The sequence below is a fragment of the Permianibacter aggregans genome (assembly GCF_009756665.1).
Taxonomy (GTDB): domain Bacteria; phylum Pseudomonadota; class Gammaproteobacteria; order Enterobacterales; family Permianibacteraceae; genus Permianibacter; species Permianibacter aggregans.
Window position 1 is genome coordinate 353,798 of sequence record NZ_CP037953.1, and the last position, 20,078, is coordinate 373,875.

General features: G+C 54.4%; 17 protein-coding genes. 5 read left to right on the forward strand and 12 right to left on the reverse strand.

Annotated features, from left to right (window positions below):
- Positions 1-34: 34 nt before the first annotated feature.
- Complete coding sequence (locus tag E2H98_RS01660) at positions 35-634, forward strand: ZIP family transporter (RefSeq protein ID WP_133592604.1); 600 nt, start codon at positions 35-37, stop codon at positions 632-634.
- A gap of 23 nt (positions 635-657) precedes the next feature.
- Here the strand turns inward: E2H98_RS01660 and glgX are convergent, their stop codons facing one another.
- The 4 genes from glgX to zwf all read right to left on the reverse strand — a co-directional run bounded on the left by glgX (position 658) and on the right by zwf (position 6,033).
- On the reverse strand, positions 658-2,787 hold the full coding sequence (gene glgX, locus E2H98_RS01665) for a glycogen debranching protein GlgX (protein WP_133592605.1): 2,130 nt from the start codon (positions 2,785-2,787) through the stop codon (positions 658-660).
- 118 nt (positions 2,788-2,905) lie between these two features.
- Positions 2,906-3,865: a glucokinase gene (gene glk, locus E2H98_RS01670; RefSeq protein WP_133592607.1), complete on the reverse strand. Its 960-nt coding sequence runs from the start codon at positions 3,863-3,865 to the stop codon at positions 2,906-2,908.
- Between the two features lie 6 nt (positions 3,866-3,871).
- Positions 3,872-4,570: a 6-phosphogluconolactonase gene (gene pgl / locus E2H98_RS01675; RefSeq protein ID WP_133592610.1), complete on the reverse strand. Its 699-nt coding sequence runs from the start codon at positions 4,568-4,570 to the stop codon at positions 3,872-3,874.
- Positions 4,567-6,033: a glucose-6-phosphate dehydrogenase gene (gene zwf, locus E2H98_RS01680; protein WP_133592612.1), complete on the reverse strand. Its 1,467-nt coding sequence runs from the start codon at positions 6,031-6,033 to the stop codon at positions 4,567-4,569. The genes pgl and zwf overlap by 4 nt, the downstream gene beginning before the upstream one ends.
- 264 nt (positions 6,034-6,297) lie before the next feature.
- On the opposite strand from zwf, the gene edd reads away from it, so the two are divergent.
- The 3 genes from edd to pgi all read left to right on the forward strand — a co-directional run bounded on the left by edd (position 6,298) and on the right by pgi (position 10,592).
- Positions 6,298-8,106, forward strand: a complete 1,809-nt coding sequence (gene edd, locus E2H98_RS01685) for a phosphogluconate dehydratase (RefSeq protein WP_408634858.1) — start codon at positions 6,298-6,300, stop codon at positions 8,104-8,106.
- 156 nt (positions 8,107-8,262) lie between these two features.
- Positions 8,263-8,895 carry a bifunctional 4-hydroxy-2-oxoglutarate aldolase/2-dehydro-3-deoxy-phosphogluconate aldolase gene (gene eda / locus E2H98_RS01690; RefSeq protein ID WP_133592616.1) on the forward strand — a complete coding sequence of 211 codons (633 nt, stop codon included), beginning with the start codon at positions 8,263-8,265 and terminating at the stop codon, positions 8,893-8,895.
- 56 nt (positions 8,896-8,951) lie between these two features.
- A complete protein-coding gene (gene pgi / locus E2H98_RS01695; RefSeq protein ID WP_133592618.1) occupies positions 8,952-10,592 on the forward strand; it encodes a glucose-6-phosphate isomerase in 1,641 nt (546 codons plus the stop codon).
- Between the two features lie 52 nt (positions 10,593-10,644).
- On the opposite strand, the gene E2H98_RS01700 is transcribed toward pgi, so the two are convergent.
- The 6 genes from E2H98_RS01700 to E2H98_RS01725 all read right to left on the reverse strand — a co-directional run bounded on the left by E2H98_RS01700 (position 10,645) and on the right by E2H98_RS01725 (position 15,416).
- Positions 10,645-11,373 carry a Slp family lipoprotein gene (locus E2H98_RS01700; RefSeq protein ID WP_133592620.1) on the reverse strand — a complete coding sequence of 243 codons (729 nt, stop codon included), beginning with the start codon at positions 11,371-11,373 and terminating at the stop codon, positions 10,645-10,647.
- Positions 11,374-11,530: 157 nt separating this feature from the next.
- Positions 11,531-11,866 carry a hypothetical protein gene (locus E2H98_RS01705; protein WP_133592622.1) on the reverse strand — a complete coding sequence of 112 codons (336 nt, stop codon included), beginning with the start codon at positions 11,864-11,866 and terminating at the stop codon, positions 11,531-11,533.
- Between the two features lie 117 nt (positions 11,867-11,983).
- The gene (gene tsaB / locus E2H98_RS01710; RefSeq protein ID WP_133592624.1) at positions 11,984-12,682 is read right to left on the reverse strand and encodes a tRNA (adenosine(37)-N6)-threonylcarbamoyltransferase complex dimerization subunit type 1 TsaB; all 699 of its coding nucleotides are present in this window, start codon (positions 12,680-12,682) and stop codon (positions 11,984-11,986) included.
- A gap of 8 nt (positions 12,683-12,690) precedes the next feature.
- Positions 12,691-14,625: an ATP-dependent DNA helicase gene (locus tag E2H98_RS01715; protein ID WP_198325206.1), complete on the reverse strand. Its 1,935-nt coding sequence runs from the start codon at positions 14,623-14,625 to the stop codon at positions 12,691-12,693.
- Positions 14,626-15,090, reverse strand: coding sequence for a hypothetical protein (locus tag E2H98_RS01720; protein ID WP_133592626.1), 465 nt, complete (start codon positions 15,088-15,090; stop codon positions 14,626-14,628).
- Between the two features lie 101 nt (positions 15,091-15,191).
- On the reverse strand, positions 15,192-15,416 hold the full coding sequence (locus tag E2H98_RS01725; protein ID WP_133592628.1) for a hypothetical protein: 225 nt from the start codon (positions 15,414-15,416) through the stop codon (positions 15,192-15,194).
- A 289-nt stretch (positions 15,417-15,705) separates the two neighbouring features.
- Here E2H98_RS01725 and E2H98_RS01730 point away from each other — a divergent pair, with 289 nt between their 5' ends.
- Complete coding sequence (locus E2H98_RS01730; RefSeq protein ID WP_133592630.1) at positions 15,706-16,674, forward strand: GIY-YIG nuclease family protein; 969 nt, start codon at positions 15,706-15,708, stop codon at positions 16,672-16,674.
- Between the two features lie 38 nt (positions 16,675-16,712).
- Here E2H98_RS01730 and E2H98_RS01735 read toward each other — a convergent pair whose 3' ends face one another.
- Both E2H98_RS01735 and E2H98_RS01740 read right to left on the reverse strand, forming a co-directional pair.
- Positions 16,713-18,398: an alpha-amylase family glycosyl hydrolase gene (locus E2H98_RS01735; protein WP_133592632.1), complete on the reverse strand. Its 1,686-nt coding sequence runs from the start codon at positions 18,396-18,398 to the stop codon at positions 16,713-16,715.
- Positions 18,389-19,903 (reverse strand): MFS transporter, encoded by a 1,515-nt coding sequence (locus E2H98_RS01740; protein WP_133592634.1) that lies wholly within the window; start codon positions 19,901-19,903, stop codon positions 18,389-18,391. The genes E2H98_RS01735 and E2H98_RS01740 overlap by 10 nt, the downstream gene beginning before the upstream one ends.
- Positions 19,904-20,078 lie beyond the last annotated feature (175 nt).

The following is a 20,078-nucleotide window of genomic DNA, read 5'->3' on the forward strand; positions in this document are numbered from 1 at the left end:
ATAGCGGCCCTTCCGACTACGTTAGTGCCAGCGCATGATCGCCCTGCTTCTCAGCCTGTTGTCCTTGGCCATCGCACCGTGGCTGTATAAGCGCCTGCACCAGCATCGCCGCCTGCATGACGTATTTGATCGTCTGCTGATCAGCATTGTTGTGCTGATTATCCTGATCGAAGTGATCGTTGAAAGTTATCGGCATATCGGCTGGATGGGACCATTGATTGGTATCGCTGGCATGGCGCTTCCGAGCCTGATTGAACAAGCCTTTTCCCGTCTGGCGATGCCGGCGCACTCGATCACCGCGGTGCTCGGCTCCATTGCGCTGATCGCGCATTCATTGATGGATGGCGCCACGCTGGCCAGTGCCGAAAGTGTGTGGGTGGAAGTGGCCGTGGTCATTCATCAACTGCCATTGGGCTTGGCCATCTGGTGGCTGGTGCAGCACGCATTGGGCTCTCGTATCGCGACAATGACCATTGTTGCCATGTGCGTAACGATTGTTATCGGTTATGAACTTACGACACTGTGGATGGCAACGTTAAATGAACATTCCACGCATATCCTGCAGGCGTTCTTTGCTGGTGCCTTATTGCATGTATTGATACATCGTCATCGGCCGCACAAGCATCACCATTAACCATTCGCTTCCGGCACGCCGCGTCAGCGCGGCGTGCTGGCCTCGACGACATACTCAATCAGAATCGCGATCGATCGCTGCTCCAGACGGAACGTATCTTTGCCGTTGAAATAAACCGGTGTCGACGAACCCAGCGGCTCACTGGTATCAAGCACCAATTGCCAGAGCGCACCATCCGGTGGTGATGGCACGGTGAATTGCTGTGCATCGTTGCGGGCATTGAACAACACCAGTAAATGATCTCCGAGTACGGGCTCACCGTTGGCACTGACCAAACCGGTTTTCCGACCATTGATCAACATCGCCAGCGCGCGTGCCGACCACTGTTGCCAAGCCGGTTCATCAAGATGATCGCCGCTGGCTTCGAACCAGGTGATCGCTTGTGAATTCTGTTCAGCGTTCAGCACTTCAAACTGACGGCGACGCAATGCCGGTTGCGATTTACGCAGCGCAATCAGGCGTTTGACAAAGGCTTGCAATTCGCGCTCGCGAGCGCTGAAATTCCAGCTCATCCAGGAAAGCTCATTGTCCTGACAAAACGCATTGTTGTTGCCGGCCTGAGTGCGGCCGTATTCATCGCCGCTGAGCAACAGCGGCACACCTTGTGCGAGCATCAACGTGGTCAGGAAATTGCGCTTCTGGCGATCGCGTAATTGGTTGATTGCGGCATCGTCGGTTTCGCCCTCGGTGCCACAATTCCAACTGTAGTTCTCTTCAGCGCCATCACGATTGTCATCGAGATTCGCTTCGTTATGTTTCTGGTTGTAAGTGACCAAATCATGCAGGGTAAATCCATCGTGATAGGTCACCACATTGATGCTGGCTGATGGCTCACGGCGCTGATGATGAAACAAATCCGGCGAGCCAAGCAGTCTAGTTGCAAAGGTTTGTCGCAATCCGCCCTGCCCGCGCCAGAATTGGCGCACGCCATCACGAAACTGATCGTTCCATTCCGACCACCCGGCTGGAAAGCGGCCAAGATGATACGAGTCGGGTTGTTTATCCCAGGGTTCCGCCATCAGTTTCAAATGCGATAGCAACGGGTCTTGATGGATGACATTGAAGAACGAACCACCGGGATCAAAATCATCATCGCGCCGTGCGAGACTGCTGGCCAAATCAAAACGAAAACCGTCGATGTGCATTTCGCTGGCCCAATAGCGCAGACAATCCATCATCAGCTTCAATACCTGCGGGTGTTCAGCGTTCAGTGTATTGCCGCAACCGGAATAATCGCGGTACTGACGAAAATCCTGTTGATCGAGCAGATAATAGGTTTTGTTGTCGATACCGCGAAAACTTAAAGTAGGTCCAGTTTCATCGACTTCGGCGGTGTGATTGAAACCGATGCTCATGACCACTTCAATGCCGGCCGCATGCAGTTTCTTGACCATCGTTTTGAATTCAACGGTCGGATCCTTGACCGCATAACGACGGTCCGGTGCAAACAACGCCACCGGATTATGACCCCAGTAATTGTGCAGCCCGTTGACGACCAATTTCTGCTCAGAAACAAAACTCTGACATGGCAGTAAGGCAATGGTCGTGACACCAAGACTTTTCAGATAATCGATAACGGCTGGAACCGTCAGCCCCAGGTATTTGCCGCGCCATTCCGGCGGCACACCGCTATGCAACTGGGTAAAACCTTTGACGTGCAATTCATACAGAATGGTATCGGCCATCGGCACGTTTAACTGCCTGTCGCCATCCCAGTTGAACGTTGGATCGATGACCACGCATTTCGGCACGAACTGTTGGCTGTCACGGCCATCGGCACGCCATTCTTGTTTTGGTCCCTGCCGATAACCGAACAAGGCTTCATCCCAGCGCAAATCACCAATCAGCGATTTCGCATACGGATCAATCAATAGTTTGTTGGCATTGAAACGGTGGCCGTCTTTCGGCACGTAAGGTCCGTGCACGCGAAAACCATAGATAGTGCCGGGTCGGGCGGAGGGCAAAAAGCAATGCCAGATATCGCCGGTGCGATGAATCATCGGAATGCGTGCGGTTTCGCGCATGCCATGGGTTTCAAACAAACATAATTCGACCGCTTCGGCATGAGCAGAATACAGCGCGAAATTGACGCCGGAGCCTTCCCAGCTGGCGCCGAGCGGAAAAGGTCTACCGACTTCGATTGCAGATTCCATCAAGGCCTTGCTTCTGGTGGCAAAAGAAACGCCGTTTTCAATAAACGGCGACGATGCCTGGCATCATATAGGGGCGGTTCCAGTCCTGCCAATTGCTTGCGCTCTGTTCACCGGCTTCTCAGCCAAGTTGCAGCGCATGCACGGCGCCGACAAAAGCGGGATGCGGCGAATCAATCATCCAGACCGGAATGGATTTCAGATAGGAGGAAAAACGGCCCTTGTTTTCGAAATTGCGGCGGAACGCCTCAGCATCGAACAAGCTGCCAAGGCGCGGTACGATGCCGCCGCCGATGTAGACGCCGCCACGAGCACCAACGGTCAGTGCAACATTGCCAGCGGTTGACGCCAGCGCGCGCAAGAAAATTTCCATCACTTCCAAACAGCGGCGATCGCCATTATGCGCACGCTCGGTGATCTCAGCTGGCGTCAATGGCGACACGGTGACGCCATCGACTTTCGCCAGCCCTTCATAAATATTGACAAGACCCGGACCCGAGGCGACACGTTCGGCGCTGACATAGCCGTTGAATCGCGTTTGCAACACTTTCAACAGCGCGAATTCGCGATCATTTTGCACGGCATAACTGACATGCCCGCCTTCGCCAGCCAGCGCATGCCAGCGCGAACTGGAGCGCATCAAACTGGCGACACCAAGGCCGGTGCCGGGGCCAATCACGGCTTTGACGCCGGGCTCTGCTCTCAGTGTTGGGCCTATCGTGATCAGTTCCTTTTCGCTCAAGTGAGGCAAGCTCATCGCCAACGCTTCAAAGTCGTTCAACACCACCAACTTTTGCCAGGCAAAATGGTGTTGCAAGGCGTTGACCGAGAACCCCCAGTGATGATTGGTCATCTGGATAAAATCATTGACGACCGGTGTGGCGATGGCGATGCAGGCACGCAAGGGTTCGGCATTTTTGCGCCGGCAATAATCCTCTATCGCCAACTCCAGTGTGGGGTATTCCTTGCACGACAGCGTTTGTTCGTCGTGAATACCTTTATCGGAGGTGTACAGCGCGAAACGGGCATTGGTACCGCCAATATCGGCCAGCAGATTCAAATGATGATCAGCAATAATCATAGGAGCTCAGGCGCGGAAAATGTGGACAGGAACGCGATGCTGGTGCAGCAACGCCCGTATCGGTAAGGCCTCTATCGGCTCGGCAAATTGGCGAGCCTCACGGTAAACCGTTTTCTTGTTTTCACCGGTAATCAGCAACGCCAGCAGCCGGCTTTTCAGCAGTGCCGGCAGGGTCAGCGTCAAACGTTTGTGTGGAGCTTTCGTCGGCTCACTGACCGCGCAAAAACGCGGATTCAGCGGATCAATCAATGCGTGAATCTGCGCGCAATCCGGAAACCAGGAGGCAGTATGACCGTCATCGCCCATACCGAGTACCGCGACATCGACAATGCCGCCGAGCTCACGCAATTGATCGTCGAAGTGTCGTGCGCATTGTTCGGCATCCATACCTGCTAAAAACATCGGCAGAAAGGTCGCGCCTTTGGCTTCATGCTGTAGCAAATTCTGTTTGACCAGCGCGGCATTACTGTCGGCGTGATCATCCGGCACGAAACGTTCATCAACGAGAATGACGGTAATCAAATGCCAAGGCAACGACATCTGCGAGAGCAACTGAAAAAGTGGCGCCGGTGTTTTGCCGCCAGAAACGGCAAACACCGCCTTGCCACGCTCGCGCACTGCTTCCTGCAGATTCTTGGCTACCGTATCGGCAGCCGTCGCGTACATGACCGCGCTGTCGGCAAAGGACTGTTCAGTCAGTTTCATGACAAATCCTCGTACCAATGGCGGTTATCGCGCGCCAATAAAAATGCCGAACCGGAAGGCCCCCAGGAACCGGCGACATAGGGCTCAACGCGTCCCACTCCGTTGTTCCATCCTTCCAGTATCGGCATGACCCATTGCCAGGCGGCATCCAGTTCATCGCGACGCATGAACAGCGTCTGGCGACCGACAATGGCGTCGATCAGCAAGCGCTCGTAAGCGTCGGGAATGTGTTCTTCACTGCTGGCCGTCAGGCTCAGCTCGACCGGCCGGACATTGGTGCCGGTGCCGGGCTTTTTGCCACAAAGCATCAGCGTGATGTCTTCTTCCGGCTGAATCTTGATTACCAGTTTGTTCGGTTCGAGACCAGTGCTGCGATTGTCAAAAATCGAATGCGGCACCGATTTGAATTGCACGACAATTTCCGAGACGCGCTGCGCCATGCGTTTGCCGGTGCGCAGATAAAACGGCACATTGCCCCAGCGCCAATTTTCGATTTCCATTTTCAGCGCCACGAACGTTTCGGTCTGGCTTTCCGGTTCGATGCCCTCTTCTTTCCGGTAGCTGTTGGCGGTTTTGCCATTGATGGCACCGGCCGTGTATTGGCCACGAATGATGTTGTTTTTGACATCGTCCATCGTCAATGGCTTCAGCGAGCGCAGCACTTTCAGTTTTTCATCCCGCACGGCATTGGCATCGAGACTGGCTGGTGGTTCCATCGCGACGAAACAAAGCAATTGCATCAAGTGGTTCTGCACCATGTCGCGCAGCGCACCGGTGTGATCGTAAAAGCCGGCACGGCCTTCAACGCCGATGCTTTCAGCAACGGTGATTTGAATATGGTCGATGTATTTCTGATTCCACAGCGACTCGAACAAGGTATTACCGAAACGCAGCACAAGTAAGTTCTGTACGGTTTCTTTGCCGAGGTAGTGGTCGATCCGGTAAATCTGATCTTCGGAAAAATATTGCGCGACTTCAGCGTTGATCGCGCGCGAGCTGTCAAGGTCGTGGCCTAGCGGTTTTTCCAGCACAACATGGCTGCGTTCATTGACAAGGCCAGCGCCATGCAAATGCTTGCAAATGGCGCCGAAAAATTTTGGCGAGGTGGCCAGGTAAAACACCCGGATCTTGCCGTTGGCCTTGCCAATGGTTTCCTGCAGAGTGGCATAACCTTCAGATTTTGTGGCATCGATGGCGACGTAGTGCAAACGCTGCAGAAAACGCTGCCAGGCCGGTTCCTGTCGCTGTGCATCCGGGATGTAGCTGGCTGCCTGCGCTTCAACCATCGCAATGTATTGCTCGCGGCTCATCGGGTTGCGGGCCGAGGCAATGATGCGGCCATCATCGGGCAGCACGCCGGCCCGTTCACGCTGGAACATGGCTGGAATCAGCTTGCGCATGGCGAGGTCGCCGGTGCCGCCAAAAATCACCATGTCGAAAACTGGAATATCGCGACTGTTCATCAAGCCACCTTAGCGATTCGCACCATCAAAGTGCATTTTTAGTATTTGCATATCAGGCGAATTTGCCGCAATCTTCCGGATATCGCAAGTAACCATACGCAATAAATTCTCGTCACGGTCGTCACAAGGTCAGTAAATTGCAGGTAAATAAATGATTTATAACGATAAACGTCAATGCACAGAAATGATGCACCGTGACAGTGCAAATTACACAAACCCGAAAAACCAAGCGTTGCCCCAAAATGGAGAGCAGACATGAGCAATGTGCACCCCCGCCTGCAGGAAGTGACCGATCGCGTTCGCAAGCGCTCACGGGAGCAACGGACCGCTTATCTGAATCATGTTGAGCAATCGATCAGCCGGCAGCCAACCCGGGCTCGCCATGCCTGCGCCAACCTGGCGCACGGTTTTGCCGGCAACGTGCCGGAAGAAAAGATTCTGTTGCGCGATACGCGCTCGGTGCCTGATATCGGCATCGTTTCTTCGTACAACGACATGTTGTCGGCGCATCAGCCGCTGCAACATTACCCACCGATTCTGAAAGAAGCCGTCGCCAAAGCCGGCGGCATTGCTCAATTTGCCGGCGGCGTGCCAGCGATGTGTGATGGCGTCACGCAAGGTACGCCGGGCATGGAGCTATCGCTTTTTTCGCGCGATGTCATTGCCATGTCAACGGCGGTGGCGCTCAGCCATGCGATGTTCGACGGCATGTTGCTGCTCGGCATTTGCGACAAGATCGTTCCCGGCCTGGTCATGGGCGCGCTGCATTTTGGTCATCTGCCCGGCATTCTGGTGCCGGGCGGGCCAATGACCTCCGGCATTTCCAACAGCGAGAAAGCCAAGGTGCGGCAGTTGTTTGCCGAAGGTAAAGTCGGTCGCGATGAATTGTTGGAATCGGAAGCGGCGGCCTACCACAGCGCCGGCACCTGCACGTTTTACGGTACAGCCAACAGCAACCAGATGCTGATGGAAATCATGGGGCTGCATATGCCGGGCGCCGCGTTTATCAATCCCGGCACGCCGCTACGCGATGCCCTGACCCGTGCCGCCGGTCGACGCATCTGCGAAATTACGGCACTTGGCAACACCCCGATTCCGATCGGCAAAATGCTCGACGAGCGCAGTTTCGTGAACGCGATTGTCGGCTTGCTGGCCACTGGCGGCTCGACCAATCACACGCTACATCTGGTGGCAATGGCGCGTGCCGCCGGCATCGTAATCAACTGGGATGACTTCTCTGATTTATCCGACTGCGTTCCGCTGCTGGCCCGCGTTTATCCAAACGGTCAGGCCGACGTCAATCACTTCCATGCGGCCGGTGGTTTGGCTTTGGTTATTCGCGAATTGCTCGACGCCGGTTTGTTGCATGAAGACGTGCAAACGGTCATGGGAGAGTCGCTTCGTCACTACACCAAAGAGCCATTTTTGGACGATGGCAAACTGGTTTGGCGTGACGCGCCGACGCACTCCGCCGATGAAAACATTGTCCGTGGTGTTGCCAATCCGTTCTCGAAAGACGGTGGTCTGAAATTACTGGTCGGCAATCTTGGTCGCGCCGTGATCAAAACCTCGGCGGTGCCAGCAACGCATCACTTGATCAAAGCACCAGCAGCCGTATTTGAAGATCAGGAATCGGTCGCGCAGGCGTTCAAGGAAGGAAGGCTCAATCGCGATGTCATTGTTGTCGTGCGTTTCCAAGGGCCGCAAGCCAATGGCATGCCGGAATTGCATAAACTCACGCCGATGCTCGGCGTACTTCAGGATAAAGGTTACAAGGTGGCGCTGGTTACCGATGGCCGCATGTCAGGTGCTTCCGGGAAGGTGCCAGCTGCGATTCATGTCAGCCCGGAAGCACTGAGTGGCGGCCCGCTGGCGAAAGTGCGTGATGGCGATATGCTGGTGCTTGATGCCGTGCAAAATCGCCTGTATGCCGAAGTGGAAGAAAATGATTGGAACAACCGAAGAAATGCCGAATTCAGAGCCGAAGCCGTGCGCGGATTTGGTCGCGAACTATTTGCCCGCTTCCGGGAAACGGCCAGCGCTGCCGAGCTTGGTGCTTCGCCCCTGATTTAAATTGGTTTTGATAACTTATGAGCCTGTGTCATGCCCGCGTAGGCGGGCATCCAGAGTGCTGAAGAATGACTGGATTCCCGCCTACGCGGGAATGACATTTGCGAAGTGAGGAATTTATCCATTGCTTTTGCAATGGGACATTTCAAAGGAATCAACATGTCAATTGCAGAAATGCTGAACAAAGCAGCGCCCATTGTGCCGGTCGTCGTTATTGAGAATGTCGAACATGCATTGCCGTTGGCCGAAGCGCTGTTGCAAGGCGGTGTGCACAGTATTGAAATTACCTTGCGTACCGATGCCGCGCTCGATGCCATTCGTGCGCTGGCCAAAGCGGATACCGGCATCATCATCGGCGCCGGCACGGTATTGAACGCAACGCAATGGCAGCAGGCCGCTGACGCCGGCGCCCATTTCGCCGTCAGTCCCGGTCTTTGTGCTTCGCTGGAAAAACAAAATATCAACGCACCAATTCCTCTTCTGCCAGGCGCGGTTACCGCCAGTGAAATCCAGCGCGCGTTGGAGGCCGGTTTTGAGTTTCTGAAATTTTTTCCGGCGGCATCATCCGGCGGTGCTGACGCGGTGAAAAGTTTTGCCAGTCCGTTCAAACAGGTAAAGTTCTGCCCGACCGGTGGTATCAGCGTTGAAACCGCCACTGCTTATCTGAATCTACCGAACGTCGTCTGCGTTGGCGGCTCCTGGTTGACCCCTGCCTCACTGCTGCGTGAACAGCGTTGGAGCGCCATCAGTGATTTGGCCAAACAAGCCAGCAGTTTGGACAAAAAAGCCTGAGCGACTCTGGCAAAATAGCGCCCGCCCCCACTGGCATTTAGCGAAAACGGAAAATCATGATCGTCAATAGTCCTGAATGGAAAGCCCTGGAGCAACTGGCTGAGCAAAGCCGGCGATGGCATCTGCGTGAACAACTGCAGAATAAACATCGTTGTGATGCGATGCGCGTCGAATACGACGATATCGTGCTCGATTACAGTCGTCAGAACATGAATCCGGAAACACTGCAGGCACTGCTGAAACTCGCTGACGCAGCGGAACTGGGCAAAAAAATTGAAGCCAAACGCACCGGCAAAGCGATCAACACCACCGAGAATCGCGCCGTACTGCACATGGCACTGCGCGCCGACCCGGAAGATGATTATCGCGTCGACAACGAAGCCGTTACGCCATTGGTTATCGATGTTCGTCGCCGCATTGCCGCCATTACCCAAGCCGTGCGTCAGGATAAGCATCTTGGCGTTACCGGCAAACCGCTACGCAATGTCATCGCCATTGGCATAGGCGGCAGCTATCTCGGTGCTGAATTTGTTTTTGAAGCAATTCGTCAGCATCCCTCCTGCGCCGATGCCAGCGCCGGTCGACAGCTACGTTTTCTCGCCAATGTCGACCCAGCCGATTTTCATCGTGCTACTGAAGGCTTGAATCCAGCTGAGACGCTGGTCGTGATCATCTCGAAAACCTTCACGACCACCGAAACCATGCTGAATGCCCGCGCGGCAAAAGCCTGGCTCAGTGAGGCGCTGGGCTTTGAGGCAGTCAGTAAGCAGATGCTTGCGGTCAGCACCAATATTCCTGCTTGTGAGCAGTTCGGAATTCAGCGTGAACATATTTTTGGATTCTGGGATTGGGTTGGTGGTCGCTATTCGGTTTGCTCGGCAGTGGGTTTGCTACCGCTGGCGCTGCATTTTGGCTGGCAGAATATCGAGCAGTTTCTGCTTGGTGCGCGCTCGATGGATCAGCATTTTCTGTCGGCGCCATTTGCGCAAAACCTGCCGGTTTTGCTGGGTTTGATTGGTGTCTGGAATTCCAGTTTTCTGAAACGGCCGGTGCGGGCATTGTTGCCTTATAGCCAGGCTTTGCATCGTTTTGCCGCCCATATCCAGCAGGTGGATATGGAATCCAATGGCAAACTGGTTGATCGTGATGGTCGTGCGCTGCCTTTGGAAGCCGGCGAAATCAATTTCGGTGAACCGGGCACCAATGGCCAGCACTCGTTCTATCAACTCATCCATCAGGGCCGTGTCATTCCGGCTGACTTTATTGGCTTCTGCCGCCCACAAACCTCGGTGAAACTCTCGGACAACCGGCTCGATCTGCATGATGAGTTGATGGCCAATTTCTTCGCTCAACCGGATGCGTTGGCGCTTGGCAAAACCGAACAGGAGTTGCGCGCCGAAGGCGTTCCTGAAGCGCTGATTCCACACAAGGTATTTCCGGGAAACCGGCCGAGCAACGTGTTGCTGTTTCCTGAATTGAATCCGTATCGCTGCGGTCAGCTGCTGGCGTTATATGAGCATCGCACCGCCGTGCAGGGCTTTATCTGGAATCTGAACAGTTTTGATCAATGGGGTGTCGAACTCGGCAAAGTATTGGCGCAAAGAGTCAAATCGGTGTTGCAAACCGACAATCTAGAAGGCAGCGAAAACCTACCGTTTTCGACGCAACAGTTGCTTAGCAAATATCGCAGGCGCTAATCCACAAACCAAAAAAAAAGCCCTGATTGTTCCGGGCTTTTTGTTTTCGATTTCAGCGCTGTTTTTCTTCACGCGCCGGTTCAGGTTTGCTCGGAGGCTCAGGCTGAGTAGCCGGACGTCGAGCTGGATCTTTCAAATTGTGGGTGTCATCCCAGCGTCGCGTAGCCGGACCTTTGGTTGGCTCCGGAATCTGACTACCTGCCGACGGCGTTGGCGTCGTGTTCGGCGGGTTATGACGATCACGAATGATCACTGGACGCGGATAAAAATACGGATAGGGACGATACCAATATGGATGATAGAACGGATCCCAGTAGCCACCGGTAACGATCACCGAGGTGCGATCATAATAATCGCGCTCTTCCCATAAATGATAACCACTGGCTGACAGCACCGGATAGGCGTATGCCTGATCGGAAACCTTGCCTTCGATGACTTCCTGAATGCTGCCCATGACGGTAATTTCACGACCGGTCGAGAAAATCATCGGATCGAGATAGCCGCTGAATACCGCGATAAAACGGCCGCCGGTGACATTCTTGTCGGTGGGGCGACCAGAGCTGGTCAACGGCTTTTCGACGATTTCAATTTTGCTCATGCCGTCCTTGATCTGCATTTGCGCAATCAAACCACCCCAGCGCACCGGCACGCCCTGGAATTCACCAGCGTTCGACTGCACGGCACTGACGGTGACTTCACGCACATCGCCGCGGACGCTCTTCGGCACCGTAGAGCAGGCGCTCAGAAAAACGACGGACAAGCTGAACAGTAACCATTTCATTGTGATCACTCCCTAAATATGATGCAGGCATGCTACCTGAAACTTAAGCGCAATTTAACGTCAGCGCCGCTGAATCGGCGCTGAACCGTTTGCAGTGAGACACAGTTATACGATTTAGGCCAGAAATTCGGCCGATAAGTTTCCCAAACGAGAGGATTCAGGCGAAGTCGTCAAAACCGACCAAACGAGTCAGCTGGTCACGCTGGAGAAAATTTTCGGTTTGCTGATAGGCATTGGCGCCAGAGCGCTGGCTGTTGGCCGCTTCCGATTCCAGGGCATTGCGCACCTGGCCTTCGCGTTCCGCCTGCAGGCTGTTGAATGCCTCTTCCAGCGCCGCTGGTGAAGCATCGCGCTGGGCTTGTTCGACTTGTTCCGTGCGCTGCTGACGTTCGGCGTTGTTGGCGCGGGTACGCTCGGTATTGCGATTTTCCGCCGCCTGGCTTACCACCAGCGCATTGGACACCGATAGATTGGTGTTGGCAATTTCTGGCATCTGTTGTCACCGTTGCGTGAATGGGAAGAAATATGCCGTAGCAGTATAGATCGGCTTATACGCGGTAACGGTCAAAATTCGTTCAATCAATGAAAACGATACAGACGTGCCGACCAGTTATGAGTTTTGATTTCGTTCAGCGGTGGTTTCGGCGACTTTGTCACGTAAGTACACCGGCATCGCCTGCTCGGCCGGCACACCCTGCCCGGCTGTAAGCCGTGGCAATGCCAGGTTCAGCATGTCCAGCGCTTCCGGGTAGTACATCTGGTCAGCGTGCTGCAGCGGCGCCTGAACCGCGGTGCTCAGGGCATCATGATAGGTTTGCCAGCCACTGCCGCAGGTAAAAAAGGCGTTCTCGGCGTGGAACGCGAACGCTGCCGGCGGGCAAACCCGTTCATCGGCAAGCAGCCGCCAAGCACCGTTCCGCCAATGCAGCGCACTGATATAAACCTCGCCCATGCGGGCATCGATCGATGGCAATACATTGGTAACGCCCAAACGACGGCGGGCACCTTCGGCCAGCGCTTCCAGCGTGGAAATACCGATGCAGGGCCGATCAAAAGCCAGCGCCAACCCCTGCACGACGCCAATCGCGGTACGCACACCGGTAAACGCACCGGGGCCGCGACCAAACACAAACGCGTCGACATCACTGACCTGCAAGCCCTGCTCATGCAGCAGACGTTCAATGGTCGGCAGCAGTTTTTGTGCATGCAGACGCGGCGCCAGCTCGAAGTGACTGGTGATCGACTCGTTATGTTTCAGCGCTACCGACAGCGCTTCGGTGGCGGTATCAAAAGCCAGAACGGTATTCATGACAACACTCATTTTTCATGGCGCAGGAAAAACCGGCGCACATCGGAAAGCTGACGGGTGACCGGCATCGGCGGCAGACTGTTCAAGAACACCTTCCCGTACGGCCGGGTAAACAAACGCGGATCGGCGATGGTCAGCACGCCGGTATCGGTGATGTCGCGAATCAGACGACCGGCGCCCTGCTTCAAGGTGATCACAGCGCGTGGCAGTTGCATATCGTTGAACGGTTCACCACCGTTGCGCCGGCAGGCATCCATTCTCGCCCGTAGCACTGGATCATCCGGCGCCGAGAATGGCAGTTTATCGATAATGACCAGACTAAGCGCATCACCACGCACATCGACGCCCTCCCAAAAACTGCTGGTGCCGAGCAATACTGCGTTACCCATTTTCCGGAAGGTATCGAGCAAACGATTGCGCGGCTGGCTGCCCTGCACCAGCACCGGGTAAGGGATGCGCTGCGGCAATTCCTGCGCCATCCACTGCAGCGCACGATAGCTGGTGAACAATAAAAACGCCCGGCCTTCACTCGCCTGCAAAAGCGGCAACGTAACTTCCAGCAAAGACTCCAGATAGTGCGGCGCATCCGGTTCCGGCAATCCTTGCGGCACAAACAACATCGACTGCCGCGGATAATCGAACGGACTGTCGAGCAATACGGTTTTTGCTTCTTCCAGACCCAGTTGCTCGGTGAAATGTTTGAACGCCTTGTTCACCGACAAGGTAGCCGAGGTAAAAATCCAGGCAGCGTTTTTATAGCGTGATGCCTGACGCTGGAAACTTTCGGCAACCAGCAGCGGCGTGCTGTTCAGCGCAAACCCCTGTTTGTAGGTTTCAAACCAGCGCACATTGTCCGGATCATTGGCCGTGGTGATGCTGGCAAGTTTTGCCATCAATGCTTCGACCCTAGCCAAACCGTTGGCCAAGCCCTCACTGCGATCGGCGGCAATTTCCAGTTGTTCGCGACAGGTCAATAAATCGCTTTCCAACAATTCGATTTGTTGTTGCCAATCGCGCCGATTCAGAAAGAATTGCAGCGGTGCGCGCTGACGATCTTTACCGAGCAGTAAACGAATATCGGCGACCGCTTTGCTGATGCCGCGCAGCGCATCGAACAATTCGGTTTGGTCATCGGCATGGGCTTTCGCTTCGGTTTCGATATCGCGAACGAACTCCAGCAATTGCCGGCTGGAAATCGCCTGACCGAAAAACGTGCTGGCGGTTTCCGCCAGTTGGTGCGCTTCATCGACAATAACCGCCGCGGCTCCCGGCAACAGCTCGCCGAAGCCTTCTTCTTTCAGCGCCAAATCGGCGAGCAGCAAATGGTGATTGACGACGACAATTTCCGCTTCCATCGCCGTGCGCCGGGCTTTGATCACATGGCAATCGCCGTAATACGGGCAATCGCCACCAAGGCAGTTTTCCGAAGTGCTGGTGACAAAACCGGTGATCGGATCGTCATCGCTCAAACCGACGCATTCGGATAAATCGCCACTGTGGGTACCGCGCGACCATTGCTCGACCAGGCGCAGACTGCGCACCGATTCACGCGTGGGCAGCCGGCCCGAAGTCCGGGCTTGTTCCAGACGATAAAGGCAGAGATAGTTATTGCGGCCTTTCAGCAGGGCCGCACGCGGTTTGACGTTTAGCGCTTGGGAAACCGTTGGTAAATCGCGGTGAAATAATTGGTCCTGCAGATTCTTGGTGCCGGTGGAAATAATCACCCGCTCGCCGGCCAGCAATGCTGGTACCAAATACGCAAACGTTTTGCCTGTGCCGGTGCCAGCTTCAATGACAACCGTTTCGCGTTCCGCCAGCGCCTGCTCGACCACCTCAGCCATTTGCAGTTGGGCCGGACGCGCACGGAAATCGCTGGCGCGATCGGCAAAAGGACCATGGTCGCCCAGCGCGTACGCACTGGCCGAATACTTCGTTGAACTCACTCAGGCTGCCTGTGTCGCGTCCTGCCAGACCGTTCTGCCGATGGCTTTGAACTTGGCAACGGTCATTGCACCGCGTTTATTGGGTTTAATCGATTGCAGCGCATTGTGAATGTCCGGGCGGGTGACTTCAATCAATTCGACCGGCTGATAGTCTTCGTTGAGCAGCACCAGCACGACACGGGTCCACTGCCCATCCATGTTCAACTGACCAACCCGCGCCCGGGTCTTGCTCTCAGCGAACATCACCCGCCCCTTGATCTGATAGCGCTCGCTGCGTTGTTCGCCCTGGCCGATGGCATCAACACCGGCAATGAGCTGCTCTGGTGCAACAAGATTCAACAGGCGCATGGCGTCGTGACGGGCGATTTCATTGGTCAGCGGCAGCGTCTGGCCGGTCGCCTTGTGATAATCGGCCGCCAAACGGCGCGCTTCGGTCATCAGCTTGTCTACGTCATAGGTTCCCATACGCGATCCTGCGTCGAGCTCGGTCCAGCTAGTGTAGGAGGTTAGTTCTTAGGGAACAATGACTTGAGTCGCTTATCTCGACGCCGGCTGATGATCCGGACTCAAACCCGGACGTTGATGAAACGCCCCTTTTTCTGCTCCGGGTCAGTGCTCAGAGCTTCATCGGCAGCTTCGCGCGCGGCCTTGCGCCGCTCTTTGTTGCTACGTCGCTCCTGCGCCACCCGCTCGCGGCGCTGACGCCGATCATCCTTGCGCCGCTCTACTCCGCTCTGCTGTTCATTGGCCGGTGTCTGTGGATTGGCCGGCACCATTGGTGGTGAACGCATGGCCGGCTCGACGCGCGTGGTCGCGCCCGTCTCCACTACGGGACGGGGAAGCTCACTGCCTCCAGTCGGTATGCTCGGCATGATTCATTACGATACAAAAACCCTTGTCATGCCTATTGTATCGTCAGCAAAGCCAGAATCTTGAGCCTAAAACCTAACCAACAAAACTCGAACCACAAGCGCTTCATTGTCAGTTGCGCTTCCCTCACGTCTCGAAACGCAATTATGCTTACAAGCATTGTTGAGGATTACCCTTACAAACCGCTTAAAAAATTTGGGGTTTAGGTCTATGGGAAAGCAGATTCGGATTTATCTTGCTGATGGAACGTCAACAGGAGTTCGTCACGCAGAAATCACAAATTGGTCTGGACAAGCCATAGCGTGCCCGAGAACTCGTTTCGGAGAGCTAAAAGACTGGGCAGAAATCAAACGCGCCGGAGTATATTTTCTGTTTGGAGTCAATGAGGAATCAGGAGAAGAAGCAGTCTATATTGGAGAGTCAGATCTGGTCCTTGACAGATTAACCAGTCATTTATCAGGAAAAGATTTTTGGAATGAGTTGGTTGCCTTTACAAGCAAAGATGACAATTTAACAAAAGGTCACGTGAAATACCTTGAATCAAAGCTTATTCAGCTAGCGCTCGCGGCAGGGCGTCACTTAGTCACAAATACTACATCTCCTCAGCTGCCTACTCTTCCCAGAGCAGATAGGGACGCAATGGACGACTACTTAGGCTCAATGCGCTCATTACTTGGCGTTCTAGGTCACAAGGTTTTAGAGCCATACACACGACCTACGCATAACTCGAAGTCTGAAACTAAAAATGACGCAAACACTCTTGAACCGAGGCGAAATGAGGTTTCAGAACTTTCCATTACTCCCCAAGCTCCTGAACTGTTCTTCTTTTCTACGAGCGAAATCAAAGCATCAGCTCAAAAAACTGACGAAGGCATTGTTGTTCTCAAAGGTTCCGAGGCAACTTTGAAGATTCAAAGCAGCCTATCTCCAGGGTATCGCTCGCTAAAAGAGAAACTTGTGGCTTCCGGACTCCTGGTTCAGCACGGCTCCAAACTCGTTCTCACGAAAGACTATCTGTTCAGTAGCCCATCTCAAGCTGCTGCCGTACTCGCGGGATATGCGATAAATGGAAGGGATTGCTGGCGATTAGCGGACGGAAGAACCTACGGACAATATGAACAGACCATTTCAGAGGGTCTTCGAGCGCAGATGCTAAAGGAGCTTGATGCGCTTAGTTAAAAAGAACTTCTTTTTGTATTGCGAAGTTTAACGAGCAATCAGTGATTGCCTTTATGCTGCATCAACTTATTCAAACGCAGCTGCATGTCGGCGCGGGTAACCGGCGCATCCAGTAACAGCACTTCTACTCCATGCGCCGGCACCGAAGTCTTCAAGGCCTCGCCATCGCCAACGGTGTGAACATCGCCACTGAGCGCCGAGCGCCAGCTACCGGCCTGCAAAAATTGCGCAACGGTAAAGTCAGCAGGCTGGTCGCCTTTGTTCAACAGCACCAAGGCGATTTGATTGACGCCCTGATGTTGCAACACCCGATAGAACACTGCCTTGTCGTCTTGCAGCTCGACATTCAGTTGCAGACCACGTTGCAGCGCTGGCGATGCCGCCCGCACTTTCGCGATGCGCTGCAGTTGCTGATAAATCGGGTGCGAAGGCGCGGCGTCGACGCGCTCCTGACCAAAATAATTGCGGTTGCCGGCGTGCTCGGCGCGGCCGCGCATAAAGCCGATTTCCGAACCGTAGTAAATGACCGGGATGCCGCGCGCCGTGAACAACCAGTTATGAGCGTCGATAAAGCCTTCGTCGCTGGCGTTCATCCGCGGCATGTCGTGATTGTCGTAAAAGGTCATCAACTCATAGGGGTTGGCGTATGGGCCGTTTTCCAGATACAACGCGTCCTTGACGCTGGCGTAATCGCTGCCGGCATTTTCAAATAACTCACCGAGTGCTTTTTTCAGCGGGAAATCGAGCACGCTGATGTCGCCGTTCTGCGGCAACGTGTGGCCGGCGATGTCAGCGGCATTCCAGCGAAAATCCTCACCAAACATGAAAAAACCCGGATGCTTTTCGCGGATGCGATCGGCAAATTTTTTCCAGAACTCGTGCGGCATCCAACCAATGGTGTCTATGCGAAACGCATCGGCGCCTTGATCGATCCATTGCAGATAAGCACCGGACAAATACTCGAGCACCGCCGGATTGTTTTCGTTGAAATCGGCAAGCTCGGCGACTTCCTGCTTCTTGTTGAAGAAGGCATGCAGCGGGTTGTTTTCCGGGTCGAGTTGATCAGGCCTCAGATTTTGATGATCGGCAATCAGCTTGCCATCCTTGTCATAGAGTTTGCCAAACGCTGGATGATCTTCCGGCATCGTGAATGCCGGTGATCCGTGGTTACCGACGATATCGAGCACAACTTTCAGGTTCTTGTTATGCATGCCTTTGGTGAAGGCAGCGAAATCGAGGTTTTCGCTGGGCAGGTGTTCATCCAATTTGTAGAAATTGACGCCCCAATAACCGTGATAGCCGGTCTTGCCCTTATCGGTCCAGAAGCTGCCCCAATCGACAGGCTTACCACCGGTGAAAACCGCATCCGGATTATCAATGATCGGCGTGATCCAGACCGAAGAAAAACCCATGCCGCGAATATAGTCGGCGTTGTTCAACACGCCTTTGAAATCACCACCAAGATAGCCGACGTTAGCGTGCATGCCTTCCGGTGCATTCGGCACCGGTCGATCGAAGGTTTTCTGTTCTCCGCCCTGATCGCGCTGGTCATTGCTTTCGTCACCGTTGACAAAGCGATCAGTGACAACGAAGTACACCGCCTGCTCGGCGAAAGGCTCCAGCGTGCCGTAGTACTCGGCATCTGGTTTGGCAGGTTCTTGTTGGCAGGCGGCCAACACCAACAACGAAGCGCTCAGCGTCGATAACACAGGAATCAGGCGCATGAAGCTTCTCCATTGCCAGTAACGGATTGTGGTGAGTGCGTGGGTTTGGGTTCACTGACACGCAAGACAAAAAGCCCGGACAGGATCAGGCTGACACCGCCGATAATCAGTGCATAAATCGGCTTGGTATCGAAAAAGGTTTTCAGCAAAAAGCCGAGCGTGCTGGCGGCCATCAACTGCGGAATGACGATAAAGAAATTGAAGATGCCCATGTACACGCCCATCTTCTGCGCCGGCACGCTGTTCGACAACAGCGAATACGGCAGCGACAGAATCGACGCCCAGGCAAAACCAACGCCAACCATCGAGAGGAGCAACCAGTTCGGATCGCGGATCAGCGCAAATGACAGCAACGCCGCCCCCCCCAGCGAAACGTTCAGCATATGGCTGAACCGCAATCCGAACCAGCGCACCAAGAACGGGATGATGATTGCCGCAATCGCGGCGAAACCGTTGTAGGCACCAAACAAGACACCAACCCAATTGGCGCCTTCGTTATAGGCAGCCGATGAGGTATCGGTGCTGCCGAAATGAATTTCCGTGACGGCAGCCGTGGTGTAGATCCACATGGCGAACAACGCAAACCAGGAAAAGAACTGGACGACAGCGAGCTTGCGCATTTCGTCCGGCATCTGCTGCAAATCATCAACAATCTCACGCAGCATTTTCGGGCCATAACCGCGAGCCGTTATGCTCAGCAGCAAACCATACGCAGCAATACCTCCGGTCAGCAGATAGAGCTGCTTATCCAGCGACATCATAAAAATCACCGCGACCCCGACAAGACCAACCAGCAACCAAATCAGGCCCTTGCTAACTGCACGCTTGGCATCGGTTTTGGTAGCAGGTAATGGTTTGGCATCATCAAAAGCTTTCAATACTTCCGGTGCATATTCGCGGGTACTGAGCACAGTCCAGAGCACTGCCGCAAACAACACCAGGCCGCCCGCGTAAAACGCATAACGAACGGTATCCGGCACGACGCCAGGCTCAGCCGTATTGGCGACACCAACTTGAGCCAGAATCCAGGGTAGAAAACTGGCAACGACGGCGCCGATACCAATGAAAAAACTTTGCATCGCATAACCGGTCGAGCGTTGCTCCGGCCGTAATTGATCACCAACCAGCGCACGAAACGGCTCCATCGAAACATTGATCGAGGCGTCCATGATCCACAGCAGACCGGCGGCAATCCACAGCGTTGGCGAATTCGGCATGAACAATAGCGCCAGGGTCGTGATCAATGCGCCATAAAGAAAATACGGGCGACGACGACCGAGGCGCGTCCAGGTGCGATCGGAGTAATAGCCGACGATCGGTTGCACAATCAAACCGGTCAGCGGTGCCGCCACCCAGAGCATCGGAATTTCATCCATTGGCGCACCGAGCGTCTGGAAAATCCGGCTGACGTTGGCGTTCTGCAATGCGAAACCAAACTGGATGCCCAAAAAACCAAAGCACATGTTCCAGATTTGCCAGAACGTCAATTGCGGTTTCGCGCTCATCCGTACCCTCGTTATCGGTTGTTATGGTTTTCAGGAGAAACAGATTTCCCCAAATGCATCAATGCACCAATAGTAACCTGCCGATGGTAGGGTCTTGCACCAAATGATCACAGTCTGTGCATACGTATTCACCAATGCTGCTGTACGGCATTCCGTGAACCGGCTACATTGCCGA